This window comes from Neptuniibacter sp. UBA6509, from assembly GCA_002435145.1.
Lineage (GTDB): Bacteria > Pseudomonadota > Gammaproteobacteria > Pseudomonadales > Balneatricaceae > Neptuniibacter.
Map to the genome: position 1 here is coordinate 1 of DJLT01000057.1, position 17,019 is coordinate 17,019.

The following is a 17,019-nucleotide window of genomic DNA, read 5'->3' on the forward strand; positions in this document are numbered from 1 at the left end:
TCTCGCCAAGCTTCACCATCATGACGATAGAGCGCGCCGCCTCGACCGACTCCCCAAGGGCGTCCATTCCAATCTAGCTCTATCTGATCTAGGTCACCAGGGAAATCATTAAATTTAGAATCAGTATTTGACCAACGCCCTAGTTGGCCGGCTGACTGTAAGGAAAAGATAGAACCGTCCAAGCCGATACTCAGATCGAGGCCTGTCCCTTGGACAAGACTGAACTTATATTCACTATCATCAACCGTTTGCGATGGATTGCCTGTTGATCTTTTATTAGCAGGTTCTTTTGGTTTAATGGCTTCTTCGCCTAACGCTAACCCTTTGACAAAGATAATGCCTTGCTGATTAGTGGCCCAGAGAGTATTGCTAGAACTACTCTCTATTGTTTGTGCTGAAAAAGGGAGTTTGATTGTTATCCAATCATTAATTTGGGGATCCCACTGTTTTAATTTCCCGGAAGGAGTAACGATTAAGATTCTGCCCGATTCATCTATGCTGATATCTTTGGCGCGTCCGGGTAATCCTATCCAACGATCACCTAACTGCCTTGAGATTATTCCTTTATTTGAGATAGTCCAGATCCAGCCATCCTTAGCAACTTCGAGGTCTTTTGCACTGCCGTCAATGGCTTCCCATCGTCTTTCATTTATTAGATAGCGTGCAAGTGATCCTGTATTTGTGGCTACGACTAGATCATTGTTTCTGCCCAGAGTTAGGTTGCTGGCTCCGGTACCGATTGAGGTCCACTGTCGGTTCTGATAATTCAGAACTTGGCCGTCAATTGATACCCCCCAAAGCTGACCGTTATCTGTGATGTCTATATGGGAAAACTTACCGGGTAGGCTACGCCACTTTTCAGATTTTTTGTCCCATCTCCAAACGTTGTTACTTGAGTCGATTGCAGCGGCTTCACCTTGTTCTGACGCAGCGATCTCAATAGCTTGCCCAGGCAGCCTGACCCAAGCTGCAGAATTAATCGTTTGTGCAGATACAGAAAAGGTTAGTAGGGTTAAAACTAGACCTAGCAAAGCTCGCCTTAAGATATAAGGCGAACTCATTTCTAGTAAACTATCCGGCGAATAAAACATATGTTTTTAATAGAAAAGGAATTCAGCTGCTTCTTTTATTCTATCGCCGTTAGTCTTTCGACTACTCCACTTTTCTAGCTTAAAATCACCCGCACGATATTCCATGAACAGTGCATTATTTTGCGCCATCGCTAAGGTTTCGGTGATGTTTGAACGAGGAGTGAACCAGCTTTGGTTACGTTGCTCAAAGGCATAAATAGAGCGTTCAAACTCATTGAGGTTACTTAAGGCCAGTTCGCGGTCTTCTTGCGATTGATTTACATAGTGTGCGCGACGTGGTGTGAGTAGGATAACTACCGATTTTCTATAATCACGTTTTGCTTCTCTGGAGAATAAGTATTGCAGGGCAGGTATATCGCCAAGAAATGGTACTTGATCTCGCGTTGCTTCAACGTCTTTTTCGCTGAGTCCACTTAGAACCAATGTTTCACCGAATTTCATGGCAACATTAGCATTGACGGTTGTCTTTGAAGTATCAAGTCGGAATTCAAATACAACAGAACTCGATGGCGTTGTTAGGAAGGTACGTTCGGCTTCGACTTCGAGTTGTACTCGATTACCTGGTAGAAATTCTGGTACTACGGATAGTTTCACACCTATCTGTTTATTAATTGATATTGATGACCCATCGCCACCTGAAACGGCTGCAGCAACAACATCTACACCAGAGAAAAACTCTGAACGTTCACCTGAAAGTGCAACTAATGATGGTCGTGCAAGTATCTCATTACTACCTGTCATCGTATTAAAGATATTTAAGGAGTAATTTACAGCAGGAATTGAAATCTCTTTAGAGATTGTATTTGTGACGCTATCGGTGGTGCCGGAGCCGTATAAACGAGTCTGTTGTTTGCTCCAGCCGGGAGTGAGGTTTAATGGATCACCGAATTGCAGCTCCAGACCGGATAATAAATTCATTCCTTTTGTTGTTGTAACATCTTCTTGTGTTCGAATGATTACGACATCGACGACGACCATTTTGTCATCTACAAAGTCTGTGGCGTTATTATCAGGCTGCTCAGACGTAGGGTTATTAGCTTTAGCAACGTTTGCTCCAGGAATGACAGCAGGCCCTGTAGGCAGTGCTGTACGCATCATTCCGCCAGAATTGTAGCTATCATGAAAACGGCTCCAGGCTCCTAAACGTTTATCTAGACGTGGTAAGTCGTGAGCTGATTGATTGTTTTCTCTGTACTCATCCAGCATTCGTCGTGCAGCTGTTTGATCGTCAAGAGCAGCCTTGGATATCATGCGTGCTCTTAGGATATCTGATGAGGTTGCAAGGGTAGGGTGCTGAGATGTGATCTTGGCAAGGGCAGCGTCTGCTGTTCTTGGATCGCCTGCGTAGTAGGAGGCATAGGCTAGATCGTATAATACTTCCGGATCATCATCATACATTAATGCAGCAGTTGCGAGTTCGGTTTGTGCATCACTGTATCTGCGCTGGTCTAAGTACAAAAGCCCTAGATAGTACTTAGCGATTGCACTTGAATTATCGAACTTAGAGGTAAGTTTGTAGCCTTGCTCTGCAAGTGTAAAGTTTGATGCATCACCGCTTACACCCATGAGGTGGTAAGTATATGCATTCAGAAACTGTAAGTGTGCATTACTTATATCAAATCGAAGTGCTGTATTTAGTAAGCTTGAGGCTTCCAGTAAATCCCCTGACTCGAGTGCTTCAAATGACTTTGCTACGAGTTGCTGTATTAAATTTTTGTTAGTGACTAAATCTGAAACGTCAGAAAGGCTTTGAGTGCCTAGTGGCTGATGAGAGTGTGACGGAGAAACCGCAAGACTCTGAGAACTGGACATTGTATTGCAACCGGAGAGTGCAGATACCATAACGGTTGCTGCTATTGCCTTTCTTAGTTTCATGAGTTCCCTCTTTTATTATACTTATCACGAGTGGGCAAGTGCTGCCTAAGAGGTGATGTGCGGTGGTCTAGCCTCCTGATCGCCTCAACTAAGGTATCGCTTTTTGTTAGATGAATGCTTGAAAAGGAAGCAGGACACCCACTGAGAGCATAAAGTTTTATATCAAATTTTTCTAGCATCTAAAAGTGGCTTTATGTCAAAGGGTAATTCTGATGTGCTTGATGTTTGGATAAGGCCGTTTTTTATTGACGTGTGGAATAGGGGCTTCGTTATATGAAACGCTAAATTGAAAAAAGGCCGTATTTTACGGCCTTTTACTTAAATTTTAGAGCCTTTATAAAGTTGACTCTTTAACCGTACTGTCTTTTTTGTTGAGCGCTATTTGTTGTGCTTGGCTTGCTTCAATTTGCGCTAAATAATCTTTTAGCTGTTTTTGAAACGACGATTTTTTCTTACCTGTGAGTGAGACTGCAATCGGAATTTTGGCAGTCATCGCATTCACTGGACGACCGTTCACGTGAAGTTCAAAATGCAGATGGGCCCCTGTCGAACGTCCTGAATTTCCCGATTGAGCAATGCGTTCGCCTCGTTTAACTCGTTGGCCTTTAACTACATAAGATTTGTTCAGATGTAGGTAGCGAGTTTTATAACTTTGGCCGTGTTGGATCTCAATATATAGGCCGGCATATTTGTGGCGTACCACACGGGTGACGATTCCGTCTCCGGTAGTGACAACAGGAGAACCCTTACGCATGGCGAAATCTGTACCGTTATGAGGTCGGATTAAGCGCGTAATCGGATGGCGACGTTTTGGATTGAAATGCGAAGATAAACGGTATTTTCCACTAAAAGGATATCGCTGGAACGCTTTCTCTAAATTACGGCCTTTTTCGTCGTAATAGTTATCTTCAAAGAGGAAGGCATTGATCTCATGGCGGCGATTTTTGATCCGAATAGCTTCTATCTTATTGTTGCCTGTCATTTCGTTATCTACGTATTGACGAGACAATAGGACTTCAAATGTGTCCCCACGCTGGATATCGCGGCGGAAATCTACACGCTGCTTAAGCAGTTCAGTGATGGTTTGAGCTTCCCACTGGCTTAGGCCCGCTTGTTTACCTGAACCGGTAAAGCTATATAAAATTTCACCACTAATAAGCTTCTGTTTCCAGTCGCCTTCAAGGCGCACCTCATTAAATTCGAAGCCGTTATCTTCCTTACGTTGATACACCACTTTGTGCGCAAGGTTAAATTGTAGTTCTAAGCGTAAGAGTTGTTGATCTTGTTTATCAAATACAAGCGTATGACCAGGCTTTAGGTTATCTAAAGCTAAGACGTTTAAGTCTGTTTCCAATAGCTGATACATGGTTTTTTGAGGTAGTTGTAAGCGCTCAAATATACTGCTGAGTGTATCGCCTTTGCGCACAATATATTGGTAACTATTGCTGCGTCCAATATTGGGTATGAGTAGTGTTTCATTCGCGGGTACTTTATCAAAAGCCCAAGGCGCTTTTTGCTGGCGAATGCTTAATGTGGGCGTTTCAAAAAAAGGAGCGTCTGTATCAATCAGGTGATCGAGTGATAGAGGGGAGCTGATTGAGTTGTCCGTGGACGGAATGAATACAGCCAATAAAAGAGCAGCGGCTAAACCTGCCAATGCCTTTTGGTGAATCTTTGGCAATGCTGTGACAAAACTTGCTGAGGATGACATCCAGCGCATTAATTAAAACCTGCTAACTTTATTTATTGTTCTTAGACGATAGTAAAAATAAGACGTATATCCCTTTTATAATATACGATTAATGCTTGAAAGGCCCGTAATGACCGGTGCTAACCCTGATTTGAATGGTGCTTTTGGTGATAAAATAGCGTTTATTCTGTAAAACTGTAAATCAGTTTGGACTTTTTAGATTAAAATGAGGTTTTGTGTAACCTCGTAAGTCGGTTTAAGCTGAGCAGATCTAGTTAAGCTGATTATTAGGCTTATAACTGAATCCTGATTGATTAAAATAGAGAATATCCATGGTTCCAGGCACTTTATATGTTGTTTCAGCTCCATCCGGCGCAGGCAAAACTAGCTTAGTAAAGGCTATGTTAAAACAAGACAATAAAATCGTTGTATCGGTTTCGCATACCACACGGGATATTCGTCCGGGTGAAGTGGATGGCACAGATTATAATTTTGTCTCTATGGATCAGTTTGATCAGATGATAGAAAGCGCCGACTTTCTTGAGTTTGCTGAAGTGTTTACCAATAAATATGGTACATCACAGAGCTGGGTTGAAACTCAGTTGGCTCAAGGGGCGGATGTTATTCTAGAGATCGATTGGCAAGGCGCGCAGCAGATTCGCCGTTTGATGCCTGATTGCTTGTCCATTTTTATATTGCCGCCATCACGAGAAGAGCTGGAGCAGCGTTTAACCAGTCGTGGTACTGATAGCGAAGAGGTTATCGGTTTGCGCATGTCCGAAGCGGTGAGTGAGATGAGCCATTATGCTGAATATGATTATTTAGTCATTAATGATGATTTTGATGAGGCTTTAGAAGAGTTACATGCTGTTTTCTTAGCTGAACGCATGAAAATTGGTCAACAACAAGATCGTTGCCACGATTTACTGGTTAGCCTCTTGTCATAAAGGCGTTCTGGCGGTACACTGCGCGGTCTTTCAAATACACACCCGAAATTTTGAGGTTTTAGCAATGGCACGAGTTACAGTTGAAGATTGCCTAGAAAATGTAGATAACCGTTTTCAGCTAGTAATGGTTGCAGCTAAACGTGCACGTCAGCTGGCTACCGGCGGTAAAGAAGCTAAAGTAGAGTGGGAAAATGACAAACCTACTGTAGTAGCACTACGTGAGATCGCTGAAGGTCACACGGGTCGTGAGATTTTGGATGAAATCGAGCGCGATTAATCGCCCTTATTTACATCTACTCTGCATTTTTATAAAAACGCTCTGATTTATCAGGGCGTTTTTTGTTTTAAGGGCTTTTCCTAAATGCGTTAATACGGCATGATCTCTGTATAAGCGCACGTAGTATGGAGAGCCAATGCCCACAATAGACGCACTATCAAAACGCCTAAACGATTACTTGGATCCGATTCAGATCCAGCAGGTGCGTCGTTCTTTCTTTTATGCTGAGGAGGCCCATGATGGCCAAAAGCGAAAGAGTGGGGAACCTTATGTTACGCACCCTTTTGCCGCTGCGAATGTCCTAGCAGAACTGCGTATGGACCATCAAAGTTTGATGGCAGCCATGCTACATGACGTTATCGAAGATACGGATATTTCCTATGAGGGAATAGAATCCCAGTTTGGCAAAACGGTCGCTGATATCGTTGATGGTGTCTCTAAGCTAACCCACCTCGAATTTGAAACTAAAGCAGAAGCGCAGGCGAGTAACTTCCAGAAAATGGTCTTGGCCATGGCGGAAGATATTCGTGTCATTTTGGTGAAATTGGCAGACCGCTTACACAATATGCGTACTTTAGGCGCGATGCCGCCACATAAGCAACGTCGTATTGCGCGTGAAACTTTAGATATTTATGCACCGATTGCAGCTCGTTTAGGTATGCGCGATGTTCAAGTTGAGCTTGAGGACTTAGCGTTTCAAGCTCATTTCCCGATGCGTTCTAAACATATTCGGCGTGCCGTTGTTCAGGCGCGCGGTCAGCGTAAAGATATTATCAGCACCATTCAAGACACGATCGAAAAGCGTCTAGAACAAGAGGGTTTAAGCGGTAAGGTTACAGGCCGTGAGAAACATCTCTATAGCATCTACTCGAAGATGAAGGCGCAACGTAAGTCGTTTTCTGAAATTATGGATGTGTTTGCTTTCCGAATTGTGACGGACAGTGTGGATGACTGTTATCGTGCGCTAGGGGCTGTTCATAATCTATATAAACCGGTACATGGGCGTTTTAAAGACTACATTGCTATTCCGAAAGCCAATGGCTATCAGTCTTTGCATACGGACTTGTTTGGTGCGCGTGATATTACGATTGAAGTACAGATCCGTACCCATGAGATGGATGCAGTGGCCAGCCAAGGTATAGCTGAGCACAGTCATTACAAGAATGATGATGGGACTGATGCATCGGAAAGTGCTCTAGGGTCCTATAAGCGAGCACGTAAATGGGTTAAAGGCCTATTAGAGATGCATCAAAGTGCCGGTAACTCTATGGAATTTATCGACAGCGTAAAAACAGATCTGTTTCCAGATGAAGTTTATGTCTTTACGCCTTTAGGTAAAATTTTGGAGCTGCCGAGCGGTGCGACTGCGGTGGATTTTGCTTACGCAGTGCATACAGATGTAGGTAATTCATGTGTGTCATGTCGTATTAACCGACGTTTAGCACCATTGTCACAGCCGTTAGAGAATGGCCAAACAGTAGAAGTGATTACTACACCGAGTGCGCAGCCAAATATGGCATGGTTGAATTTTGTTGTAACAGGTAAAGCGCGTACAGCTATTCGCCATTATCTGAAAAATCAGCAGCGTCATGAGTCTGTAGAATTGGGTCAACGTTTGTTAAATCAGTTCTTGGCAAATTATGGTGCGACACTGAGTGATATAGACCAATTCAAGCTGCGAGAGTTGCTTAATGAAGCTGAATTAGGTGATCTTGATGACCTGCTGGAAGATATTGGTTTAGGTAATCGAATGGCCTATGTTGTGGCCCGACGCTTACGTCCTGAAACGCCTCAGACGGGAAGTGAAGAGGGTAGCTCTCGTAACCATAAACCGATGTCTATTAAAGGCACTGAGGGTATGGTGCTGCAATATGCGAAATGCTGCTTACCCATTCCTGGCGATAAGATTATTGGTCATATCAGTACAGGCCGTGGTTTGGTGATTCATCAAACCGACTGTCGAAATATAGGCTACCTTCGTGATGACCCTGAAAAGTGTATCTATCTAGAGTGGTCGGAAAATCTTGATGAAGAGTTTAGTGTTAACTTGAAAGTTGAGGTTGAATCTCATCGTGGGATTATCGCTGAGCTTGCTACAACTGCCTCAAGTGCAGGAGCAGACGTTGTTGCGATTGATATGAGTGATCATGAGGGGCAGTTCGCTAATGTGCAGATGGAGGTCACTGTCACAGATCGAATCCATCTTGCACGTGTTCTGAAGAAGCTTCGTAACTTGAAGAGTGTGAACCGTATTACTAGGGAATAAAGCAACGCGGGTAAAGTTCTTTATTCTTCTCCTAACGCTAAACCTTCCCGTCGATTATCGACACCGCTTTCCCATTTCCCATTGGGTAAGCGTCTTATTGCATGCAGACCACTGTTTAAATCCCTAATCTTTACGCTATGCCCCATCATTTTTAAAGAGTTGGCTAATGTTTCTGCTTTTGTATTTGCCTCGAGCTCAGTCAGGCCGTTTCGATTGCTGACATGGGGAACGTTGACGGCTTCTTGTAGCGTCATGTCAGTATTGAGCATAAACAAAAGGCTTTCAGCAACATAGTTTATGATGCGGCTACCACCCGGCGAACCAATAGCTGCGTAAAACTGGCCATCAGCGTCAAATATCATAAAGGGTGACATCGAACTGCGTGGTCGTTTCCCCGGTTGTACTCTATTGGCAATTAATTTTCCTTTTTTCATCGGCGTAAAGGAAAAATCGGTTAGCTGGTTGTTGAGTAGAAAGCCACCCACCATAAGTGTTGATCCAAACGCCATCTCAATACTGGTTGTCATCGATACTGCATTTCCCCATTTATCGACCACGACAAAGTGGCTGGTGGATGGCAATTCAGGCGACTGATCATCAGCCAAAGAGGTGGTAAGGCCTACCGGTTGCCCCGGTTTTATTGTTCCAACATCTTGCGTCTTGTTTATGAGGTTAGCGCGGTTGCTTAAATAATGAGGTGCTAGAAGCGCATGAGTGGGTACATCAACAAAATCACTATCTGCTAGGTAGCGTCCTCGATCAGCATAGGCAAGGCGTGAGGCTTGAGTGAAAAGGTGCCGTCCTTGCAAACTATCGGGTTGGTGCTTCTCGAAGTTTGTTTCATCTAGTAATTTGAGGATCTGTAAGACGGTAATACCACCGGAGGTAGGCGGTGGGAAGCCACATACTTTATAGGTTTTATAGGGCAGACAGAGAGGTGGGCGTTCTTTTGCTGTGTATTGTGCAAAATCATCTGCAGACAGAAGGCCTGGGTTATCCTTATTGCTACGTACTTTATCGACGATCTGTTCGCGCAGCGGACCGTTATAAAAGGCTTGTGTTCCTTGTTTGGCAATTAGCGAAAGAGTGTCGGCTAATGACTGGTTTTTGCGTAAAAAGCCTATGGGCAGTGGACTGCCATCTTCTAAATAAAAGTACTCGCGTGCTTCTGCGTAACGGTTCAGACCGGGATTGATTCCGCTGGCAATGAGCTTGTGCAAGCGCGGACTGACTTTAAAGCCTTGTTCGGCTTGCTCAATTGTATCTTGGAAGAGGGAGCCCCATTCAAGCTGGCCATGGTTTTTTTGGGAAAGCTCAAGCATCTTGAGTACACCCGGTGTACCTACAGAACGTCCACCAATAAAGGCGTCGACCCAACCCATTGGGGCATTGTTTTTATAAAACAGTTTAGGGCCTGCTGAAAGAGGAGCCGTTTCTCGGCCATCATAGGCATGTAGTTTATTTCTCTTTTGATCCCAGTATAAAAGAAATGCGCCTCCGCCAATGCCTGAAGATTGCGGCTCAACGAGTGTCAGCATCGCTTGAATGGCGACAGCCGCGTCGGCGGCGCTTCCCCCTTGTTTTAGAATGTTGAGTCCCGCTTCAGTAGCAAGGGGATGAGCTGTTACGACGAGTGATTGATACTCGCTGGAGGTAATATTTTTTTGTAAGCCTGTTGAACTCTCTGGTGCAATATCCTCTTCAACGGCATAAGCGTTTACAAGAGGGAAGAGTAAAGAAAAGCAAAAAAAGGGCAGTAAAATGGTATATTTCATGAGTAAAGTTATAAAAAATGCATTTAAAAGTGAATAATTGTTTAAGAGTTTTGCTTTCAATGTGAGTTGCTAATAATCTACTCTTAACAATGAGTGAAGACTAGCGTTTGAGGAAAGGAAATTGTCAGTAGGCGTGCGGGTTCTGGAAAACAGTGGTGAACTACCTCAATTTCGTGTTGTGCTGTTGCATGATGCGGAGGGAAAGGCGTTAGCGATTTTACCTGCAACATCGTTGCTTAATTTGGTTGCGGTTTGGAAGCAGACCGATAGGAAATTACAGCCGGTTAAAGGGGAGGATGCTAAACGTTATTTTTGCCAAGATGCTTTACAGTATCCCGAAGGCCAAGCAAAACTTCTTTCTTTAGAGCTTTTTATCGCACCTGAATGTTTGCAGCATGATCAGTTGGCATTGATCGAACCTCACTCCGGTTTGAGCTTTAGTGTGATTTCTGAACAGATAAGCGCTGCGCGCTCCTGCGAATTAGGACTGACCACCGATCAGATCTCTGCAGTGCAGCCAGAAGGTGATGATGCCTTTGTTATCACAAAAGCGGTTGAGCGTTTTACGGCGCTTCGTGTACAGCAGCGTTTAGAAGATACTTTGGGGTTGCCTTCTCTTCCTCCTACGGTTAAAAAAATCATCATGTTACGCTCCGATCCTGAAGCAGGGGTTGATGAGTTGGTGCCGGTTGTGAAAGTTGATCCAAGCTTATCTGCGCAGGTGATGAGCTGGGCGGCTTCTCCTTACTATGCTGCGCCGGGAGATGTAAGCTCAATTGATGATGCGGTGATTCGTGTACTGGGGTTTGATCTTGTGATCAATATGGCGTTAGGTACTGCGATGGGGCAGATGCTTAAAATTCCAGATGATGGCCCTAGAGGCGCCACTCCTTATTGGGAACAGGCAGTTTATAATGCAAGTTTGGCTGAAAAGCTATGCCGTATTATGCCTGCAAATGATAGTCGCCCTCTGCCGGGTTTAGTCTACCTTGCATCCTTGCTGCATAACTTTGGGTATTTGGTGTTAGCTCACCTTTTCCCGCCGCATTTTGTATTGCTCTCTCGTTATATTGAGGCGAATCCTCATTTTCCATTGGATTCGGTTGAGCAGCAGATCTTGAATACAACCCGTGAACAGATTGGTAGTTGGCTTCTGTCGAGCTGGGATTTGCCTGACGCCGTAACCACGGCGATTCGCCACCAGAATTCGTATGATTATGAAGGTGAATATAGCGGTTATGTGAAGTTATTGTATCTGACTAACCGTTTATTACGTGAACAAGGGTTGAGTGATGGTCCGGTGGATAACATCCCCTCTGAGCTCTATAAAGAGCTGGGCCTTGATGAGAAAGAGGTAGCTAAAGCGCTTCGCCAATTAATGCGTAATGATGAAGATATTCAAGAGCTGACAGCTCTATTAGGTAGCTAATCGCTGTGGTTAAAGCTTAGCTATTTAGCGATAAATACAGATAAACCAGCCGCCTCAAGCGCAGAGCTCGAAGGGGCTGGTATTCTTTTATTCTAAGTCATTCAATTCTGCTTCAAGCGTTTCCAGTGCTTCCTGTTGTTCCATCCACTCCTCTTCGGTGCTTTCCGCTTGCTGAGTGAGTGTCGCTTGTTGCTGCAAAATCTCTTTCAGCTTTGCTTTATTCTCTGCATCATAGAGAGCGCTGTCGCTTAAGCTGGCCTCAATTTCGCTGAGCTGGGCATGTTGCGATTCCATATCAGAATCTAGTTTCTCTAAACGCTTTTTAATTGGACGTAGCTGATTCCTGCGTTCCGCTGCTAAGCGCTTCTGCTCTTTACGTTCCGCTGCTGACAGGGATTTCTTCTCTTCTGAGGCCGGTTTTGCGAAGGCTTCAGCTTCTGCTTTTTGTTCCTGTCTTTTCTGCTCTAAGAGCCAGGTTTGGTAATCATCTAAATCACCTTTGAATTCCGAAACTCCACCATTGGCAACCAATAAAAACTCATCCACAGTGTTGCGTAACAAGTGGCGGTCATGGGATACCAGAATCAAAACCCCCTCAAAAGATTGGAGGGCAAGTGTCAGTGCGTGACGCACTTCAAGATCTAGATGGTTGGTGGGCTCATCCATCAGCAGTAGATTGGGTTTCTGCCAAGCGATCATGGATAAAGCGACACGTGCTTTCTCGCCACCTGAGAAGTTCTTTACGGGCTCAAGGGCTCTATCACCAAAGAAACCAAAGGTGCCTAAGAAGTTCCGGATCTCTTGCTCTGAGGCTTTAGGGCTGATGCGATTGAGATGTAGTAGAGGTGAAGCTTCCATATCGAGCGCTTCTAACTGATGCTGAGCAAAATAACCTATTTGTAGGTTATCACTGGCATGACGTTCGCCGTTGCAAACGGCAAGATCACCCACAAGCGTTTTAACTAAAGTGGACTTACCTGCACCATTTGGACCGAGTAATCCAATACGTGTGCCTGGAGTCAGGGATAAAGATGTCTTAGCGAGAATCGTTTTGGTTTCATAGCCGCATTCAGCGTCAGCTAACGTCAAAAGAGGCGATGACATCTTGTCTGATGAAAGAAACTGGAAGCTAAAGGGACTATCGACGTGGGCTGGAGCGATCTTCTCCATACGCTCAAGCTCTTTAATACGGCTTTGTGCTTGTTTAGCTTTTGTCGCTTTTGCCCGGAAACGGCGCACAAAATCTTCGATCTCACCAATACGCTGTTGTTGCTTGGCAAATTCAGCTTGTTGCTGGGCTAAACGTTCAGCACGCTGTAATTCAAATGCGGAATAACCACCTTTGTATAGATGGAGCTTTTTATGTTCAACATGGGTGATGTGACTGACAACATTATCCAAGAAATCCCTATCATGGGAGATGAGGATAAGCATGCCAGGATACTGTCTCAGCCATTGCTCAAGCCAGATGGTTGCGTCTAGATCTAAATGGTTGGTGGGCTCATCAAGTAGAAGAAGGTCTGATGGGCACATCAAGGCCTGAGCTAGATTGAGACGGATTCTCCAGCCGCCTGAGAACTCTTTGACTGATCGGGTTATGTCGTTATGGCTAAACCCTAATCCAGCTAATAATTGTGCTGCACGTGATTCAGCGTTATAGCCATTATGGTTATCTAATTCAGCATGAAGTTCGCCAATGCGGTGTAGTTGGTGCTCTTGCTCAGCGGTTTGGAGTTGCTGCTGGATTTTACGGAGCCCGATATCACCATCTAATACGTAGTCGATCGCAGAACGCTCAGATGTGGGCACTTCTTGAGCCATATGGGATATACGTAATCCGCCGGGTAGGTCTAAATTCCCGCTATCGCAGTGAAGCTCTCCTAGGAATAGCTTGAATAGGGATGATTTTCCGGCGCCGTTTGCGCCCACGAGCCCTACTTTCCAGCCAGAATGCAGAGTTAGATCGGCCAGCTCTAGTAATATATTGTGGCCACGTTGTAAGCTTACTTGTTGTAATTGAATCATGGCGCGGATTTTAACATACAGATGCAATTGAAAAATGATCTATGGGACTTTGCTCTTAATTTTTATCAACAGCCTGGGGTTGAGACTGCGTGTCTGTTACTCCAAGAGCAGTTTGGATTAAGCATTAATCGTATTATTTATGCTGCATGGTGTGGGTGCCAAGGGCATGAACTATCTCTTGAGGAGTTAACGGGGTTAGCGGATCAATGGCAGGGCTCGGTAACGCACCCGTTAAGGGCTATACGTTACAAAGTAAGGGCTATAAAAGAAGATGAGCCTGATGTCGAAGCTTGTTATCAAAAGTTACGACAAGCTGAGCTCGCATGTGAGCAAGTAGAACTTGCGATGTTGTATTCGCAGGTGCAATTATTATCAGTTTCAGAAGGATCGGTGCATTTGGCATATCAAAATCTCATTTACTACTTTGAAACGCAGCAGATTGATTTTGATACAGAGCTTGAATTGGCTGTAGGACCGATTTTGTCAGCGCTAAATCATATATTAGGTTGTAAACAATCGTAATAAGTTGGTTTGAGAGTGAACTTTAGGGTTTAATCGAGCACTAAGACTATTGATAATTTGCAACGACGCCTATATATCTATGGGTATATTCCGTTGAATTGAAGACAAGGAAAATAAGAATGAAACAAACTTTGCTAGCGGTTGCTCTTAGTGCCGCGTTGGTATCTCCAATGGTTTCCGCAGTGGAACTTAAAACAGAAGAGCAGAAAACTAGCTATGCAATAGGTCTGCAGATTGGTTTGCAGCTTCAAGGTGTAAAGAACGTAGATTTTGATGTGTTATCTGAAGCAATTCAGACAACTTATAATGAGAAAAAGCCTCTCATGACCCCTGCTGAAGTTGGGCAGACATTGGAAAACCTTCAGAAATCCATACAAGAAGAGCAGCGAATGGCTGCTCAGAAACTAGCTGCTGATAACCTTGAAAAGGGTAAGAAGTATTTAGCTGAAAATGGTAAAAAAGAGGGTGTGACAACAACGGAATCAGGCTTGCAGTATCAAGTGCTAACAGCGGGCAGTGGTGAGAAGCCCGTTGCTACCGATACAGTGAAAGTGCATTATAAAGGCACACTGATTGATGGCACTGAGTTCGATAGCTCTTTTTCTCGTAATGAGCCGGTTTCTTTCCCTCTAAACGGTGTAATACCGGGTTGGACAGAAGGCGTTCAGCTAATGAAGGCGGGTGAAAAAGCACGTTTTGTGATCCCTTCTGACTTGGCTTATGGCGTGGGTGGCACTGGCCCGAATAGCCCAATTGGACCAAATGAAACCTTGGTATTTGAGATCGAATTACTAGAGATTAACCCAAGCGCTAAGCCTGAAGCTGAAGCGAAGTAATCTTCTGGTTATAAACTAAAAAAGGCCGATTAAATCGGCCTTTTTTATTGCAGCGAGATTGCTATCTCAGTATTCAAGATGGCATAAATGATGTTTCTACTTCAGTTCGTTCATTATTCCATTGGAACCCAGCGCGTAGTATTTCCCTTGGCCAAAACCGACGGCATACACACCCGCATGAACAGGGCCATATGGGTCTCTACGGTGAATTCTCCAGCTACGTAACTCTTCGCCGCTTGATACATTCCATAGCTGAACAAGGCCCGATGCCGTGCCGGTCAGTAATTGTTGATTATCAGCAGAGAACCTCGCACTCAGGTAACTAACACGTTTTTGAGAAAAGTCTTTGATATTACTTAATGTATGGACCTCTTGAGCTGTATTAACGTCCCAAATAACGGCTTTATCTAAGCTGCCCGCACTAAAAGCCCATTGAGCATTAGGCGATAGGGCAACTGTGTCTACCACGTTGCCAAAGGTCATCTCTTTTAGCAGTTCACCTGTTTCAACGCTCCAAAGTTTTGCCTTATATGCATCTGAACCGGTGAGGGCAAGGGTTGCATCTTGGCTTAAATCGACACTACGTACACGGGCATCGTGACGGAATGTTCTTTTAACACCGCCATTTTTCACATCGAAGTAAACTGCGTTGTGGTCGGCTAAGCCTAGAAGTGCATAATCGCCATTGGGAGAAAGGTCCATCTGCATAATTTCAGCAGGGGAGCTCCAAAAACCTTCAGACTTCCCAGTCGTTAGGTCCCAAAGCACGAGATCCTGTTGATTGGCTGTAGCAGCGTAGCGCTCTTCAGGAGAGAACGCCGTTGCAGCAAGAATGGAATATTCTTTAGCTCTATGATTCCAGTTATACAGACGCTCATGGTTGCTGGTGGTCCATAGGCTACCCCCATGATTAAAGGAGCCTACCGCGATGTAGGTGCCTTTAGATGATATGCTCCCAGAGTAAGCCCCGGTTAGGGCGTACTCTTTCCATAGTGAAGGCTCATCCCCACTATCACAGCCAAAAAGTGACAGCAGGCTGCCTGCTATTAGTAAAGATTTGACCACTGGCCGCATTGTTTAATCCTTATCCTGCGACAACTTCACGGTGAGATGTATGAAGTACCGCAATCATCTGATCTTCTAATTTGAAGCGTTCTTCTAGCGCTTCTCCTAGTTTAGACAAATGCTCAGAAAATTCGCGTATTTGCTGTACCGTTGGGTCTAATAGGTTAGAGAAATCATCATTAAAATCTAAAGCAATATCTGTGCTGACCTGAATTTTAGGAAGAAGCTCCTGCCCCTCTTCAAGGCTGCCATCCGCAAAATCACTGCCCTCTCTGAGTAACTGCTCATAGACTTCAAAGTGACCTGAAGACAGATAATCCATTAGAACTTCACAGAAGCCTTGGATTTTGCTGTTAAGCTCTTCATTAATGTGATGCTCCGGTAGATGTACAAATAAACTGATAAGCATCTGACGCTCTTCTAACCAGCCATCAATAATACCGCTGACACCACCCCAGCGTTCTTTAGCGCTTTTGCATTTTTCTAACATCCTTCGCACCTCATCTGCCTATATTGGCAGTTATATGAAACTTGGTTTTTTCTTATGGTTTTTATTTTTGTCGTACCTCATAGTATTCCTAAGCTGTTTCTAGGTGCAACACCCGTTTTATTAAAAATGACTTTTATTGTGTTTCTTTCGATCTAATCAGTTTTTTTTCTTTATTGTTTGTGTTTTTCCTATAGATTTTCTGTTGGCGATTAGAAGAGCGCGCTATACTCGAATAATTGAGACAATGTGTGATGAGGCGACGAATGCTTAAGCGACTGGTTTTATTAATAATTATGACGTTCTCTGTGCAGCTGGCTTGGGCTGAAGGAGAGGAAGAGAAAACAGTAGAAGACTATGTAAACTACATTGAATTGAAACCGTTTGTGACAAATTTTGGTGGAGTAGGTAAAACGCGTTTTCTGAAATGCGAAGTGACGATTCAGGTCGCAAGTGAATCTGCTCACCATGCGGTCAATTTCCATATGGCGCATATTCGAAATGACATGGTCTTCTTATTAAGTGCGCAAACCGATGAGACTGTAGCGACAGTGGCGGCTCAGCAGGAGCTAGCCAAGAAAGCGTTGAAAAAAGTACAAGATATTTTAGTAGAGGAGGAGGGCGAAGGCTTTGTGTCTGACCTTTTCTTTACGAGTTTTGTCGTGCAGTGATTTAGGCTGACTTTAGACAATAAAAAAGCAGACTTTGGTCCACTGCTGTCCCATAGTTTTTAA

Annotated in this window: 14 protein-coding genes; 7 read left to right on the forward strand and 7 right to left on the reverse strand. The window is 44.2% G+C overall.

Features of this window, described 5'->3' with window-relative positions:
- The 3 genes from B4K11_RS07590 to B4K11_RS07600 form a co-directional block, all read right to left on the reverse strand.
- Positions 1-1,061 (reverse strand): tectonin domain-containing protein (locus B4K11_RS07590; protein WP_292959312.1); only part of this gene is annotated, 1,061 nt, incomplete at its 3' end.
- Between the two features lie 36 nt (positions 1,062-1,097).
- Positions 1,098-2,966, reverse strand: a complete 1,869-nt coding sequence (locus B4K11_RS07595) for a hypothetical protein (RefSeq protein WP_292951953.1) — start codon at positions 2,964-2,966, stop codon at positions 1,098-1,100.
- Positions 2,967-3,300: 334 nt separating this feature from the next.
- Positions 3,301-4,686 carry a peptidoglycan DD-metalloendopeptidase family protein gene (locus B4K11_RS07600; protein WP_292951951.1) on the reverse strand — a complete coding sequence of 462 codons (1,386 nt, stop codon included), beginning with the start codon at positions 4,684-4,686 and terminating at the stop codon, positions 3,301-3,303.
- 296 nt (positions 4,687-4,982) lie between these two features.
- On the opposite strand from B4K11_RS07600, the gene gmk reads away from it, so the two are divergent.
- The 3 genes from gmk to B4K11_RS07615 all read left to right on the forward strand — a co-directional run bounded on the left by gmk (position 4,983) and on the right by B4K11_RS07615 (position 8,146).
- A complete protein-coding gene (gene gmk, locus B4K11_RS07605; protein ID WP_348703705.1) occupies positions 4,983-5,603 on the forward strand; it encodes a guanylate kinase in 621 nt (206 codons plus the stop codon).
- Positions 5,604-5,667: 64 nt separating this feature from the next.
- Complete coding sequence (rpoZ, locus tag B4K11_RS07610) at positions 5,668-5,880, forward strand: DNA-directed RNA polymerase subunit omega (protein ID WP_292951945.1); 213 nt, start codon at positions 5,668-5,670, stop codon at positions 5,878-5,880.
- A 136-nt stretch (positions 5,881-6,016) separates the two neighbouring features.
- Entirely contained in the window at positions 6,017-8,146 is a 2,130-nt protein-coding gene (locus tag B4K11_RS07615; protein WP_292951942.1) for a RelA/SpoT family protein, read from the forward strand.
- A 20-nt stretch (positions 8,147-8,166) separates the two neighbouring features.
- On the opposite strand, the gene ggt is transcribed toward B4K11_RS07615, so the two are convergent.
- Positions 8,167-9,921, reverse strand: coding sequence for a gamma-glutamyltransferase (gene ggt, locus B4K11_RS07620; protein WP_292951939.1), 1,755 nt, complete (start codon positions 9,919-9,921; stop codon positions 8,167-8,169).
- A gap of 121 nt (positions 9,922-10,042) precedes the next feature.
- Here ggt and B4K11_RS07625 point away from each other — a divergent pair, with 121 nt between their 5' ends.
- Entirely contained in the window at positions 10,043-11,350 is a 1,308-nt protein-coding gene (locus B4K11_RS07625) for an HDOD domain-containing protein (protein WP_292951936.1), read from the forward strand.
- Positions 11,351-11,437: 87 nt separating this feature from the next.
- Here B4K11_RS07625 and B4K11_RS07630 read toward each other — a convergent pair whose 3' ends face one another.
- Entirely contained in the window at positions 11,438-13,375 is a 1,938-nt protein-coding gene (locus tag B4K11_RS07630; RefSeq protein WP_292951933.1) for an ATP-binding cassette domain-containing protein, read from the reverse strand.
- A 21-nt stretch (positions 13,376-13,396) separates the two neighbouring features.
- Between B4K11_RS07630 and B4K11_RS07635 the strand changes: the two genes are divergently transcribed.
- Positions 13,397-13,897 carry a TIGR02444 family protein gene (locus tag B4K11_RS07635; protein WP_292951930.1) on the forward strand — a complete coding sequence of 167 codons (501 nt, stop codon included), beginning with the start codon at positions 13,397-13,399 and terminating at the stop codon, positions 13,895-13,897.
- A gap of 119 nt (positions 13,898-14,016) precedes the next feature.
- Positions 14,017-14,733 (forward strand): FKBP-type peptidyl-prolyl cis-trans isomerase, encoded by a 717-nt coding sequence (locus B4K11_RS07640; RefSeq protein ID WP_292951927.1) that lies wholly within the window; start codon positions 14,017-14,019, stop codon positions 14,731-14,733.
- A gap of 96 nt (positions 14,734-14,829) precedes the next feature.
- Here B4K11_RS07640 and B4K11_RS07645 read toward each other — a convergent pair whose 3' ends face one another.
- Both B4K11_RS07645 and rsd read right to left on the reverse strand, forming a co-directional pair.
- Positions 14,830-15,807, reverse strand: coding sequence for a WD40 repeat domain-containing protein (locus B4K11_RS07645; protein ID WP_292951925.1), 978 nt, complete (start codon positions 15,805-15,807; stop codon positions 14,830-14,832).
- Between the two features lie 10 nt (positions 15,808-15,817).
- Positions 15,818-16,288, reverse strand: a complete 471-nt coding sequence (rsd, locus tag B4K11_RS07650; RefSeq protein ID WP_292951922.1) for a sigma D regulator — start codon at positions 16,286-16,288, stop codon at positions 15,818-15,820.
- A gap of 263 nt (positions 16,289-16,551) precedes the next feature.
- Between rsd and B4K11_RS07655 the strand changes: the two genes are divergently transcribed.
- Positions 16,552-16,956 carry a flagellar basal body-associated FliL family protein gene (locus B4K11_RS07655; RefSeq protein WP_292951919.1) on the forward strand — a complete coding sequence of 135 codons (405 nt, stop codon included), beginning with the start codon at positions 16,552-16,554 and terminating at the stop codon, positions 16,954-16,956.
- Positions 16,957-17,019: the final 63 nt, after the last annotated feature.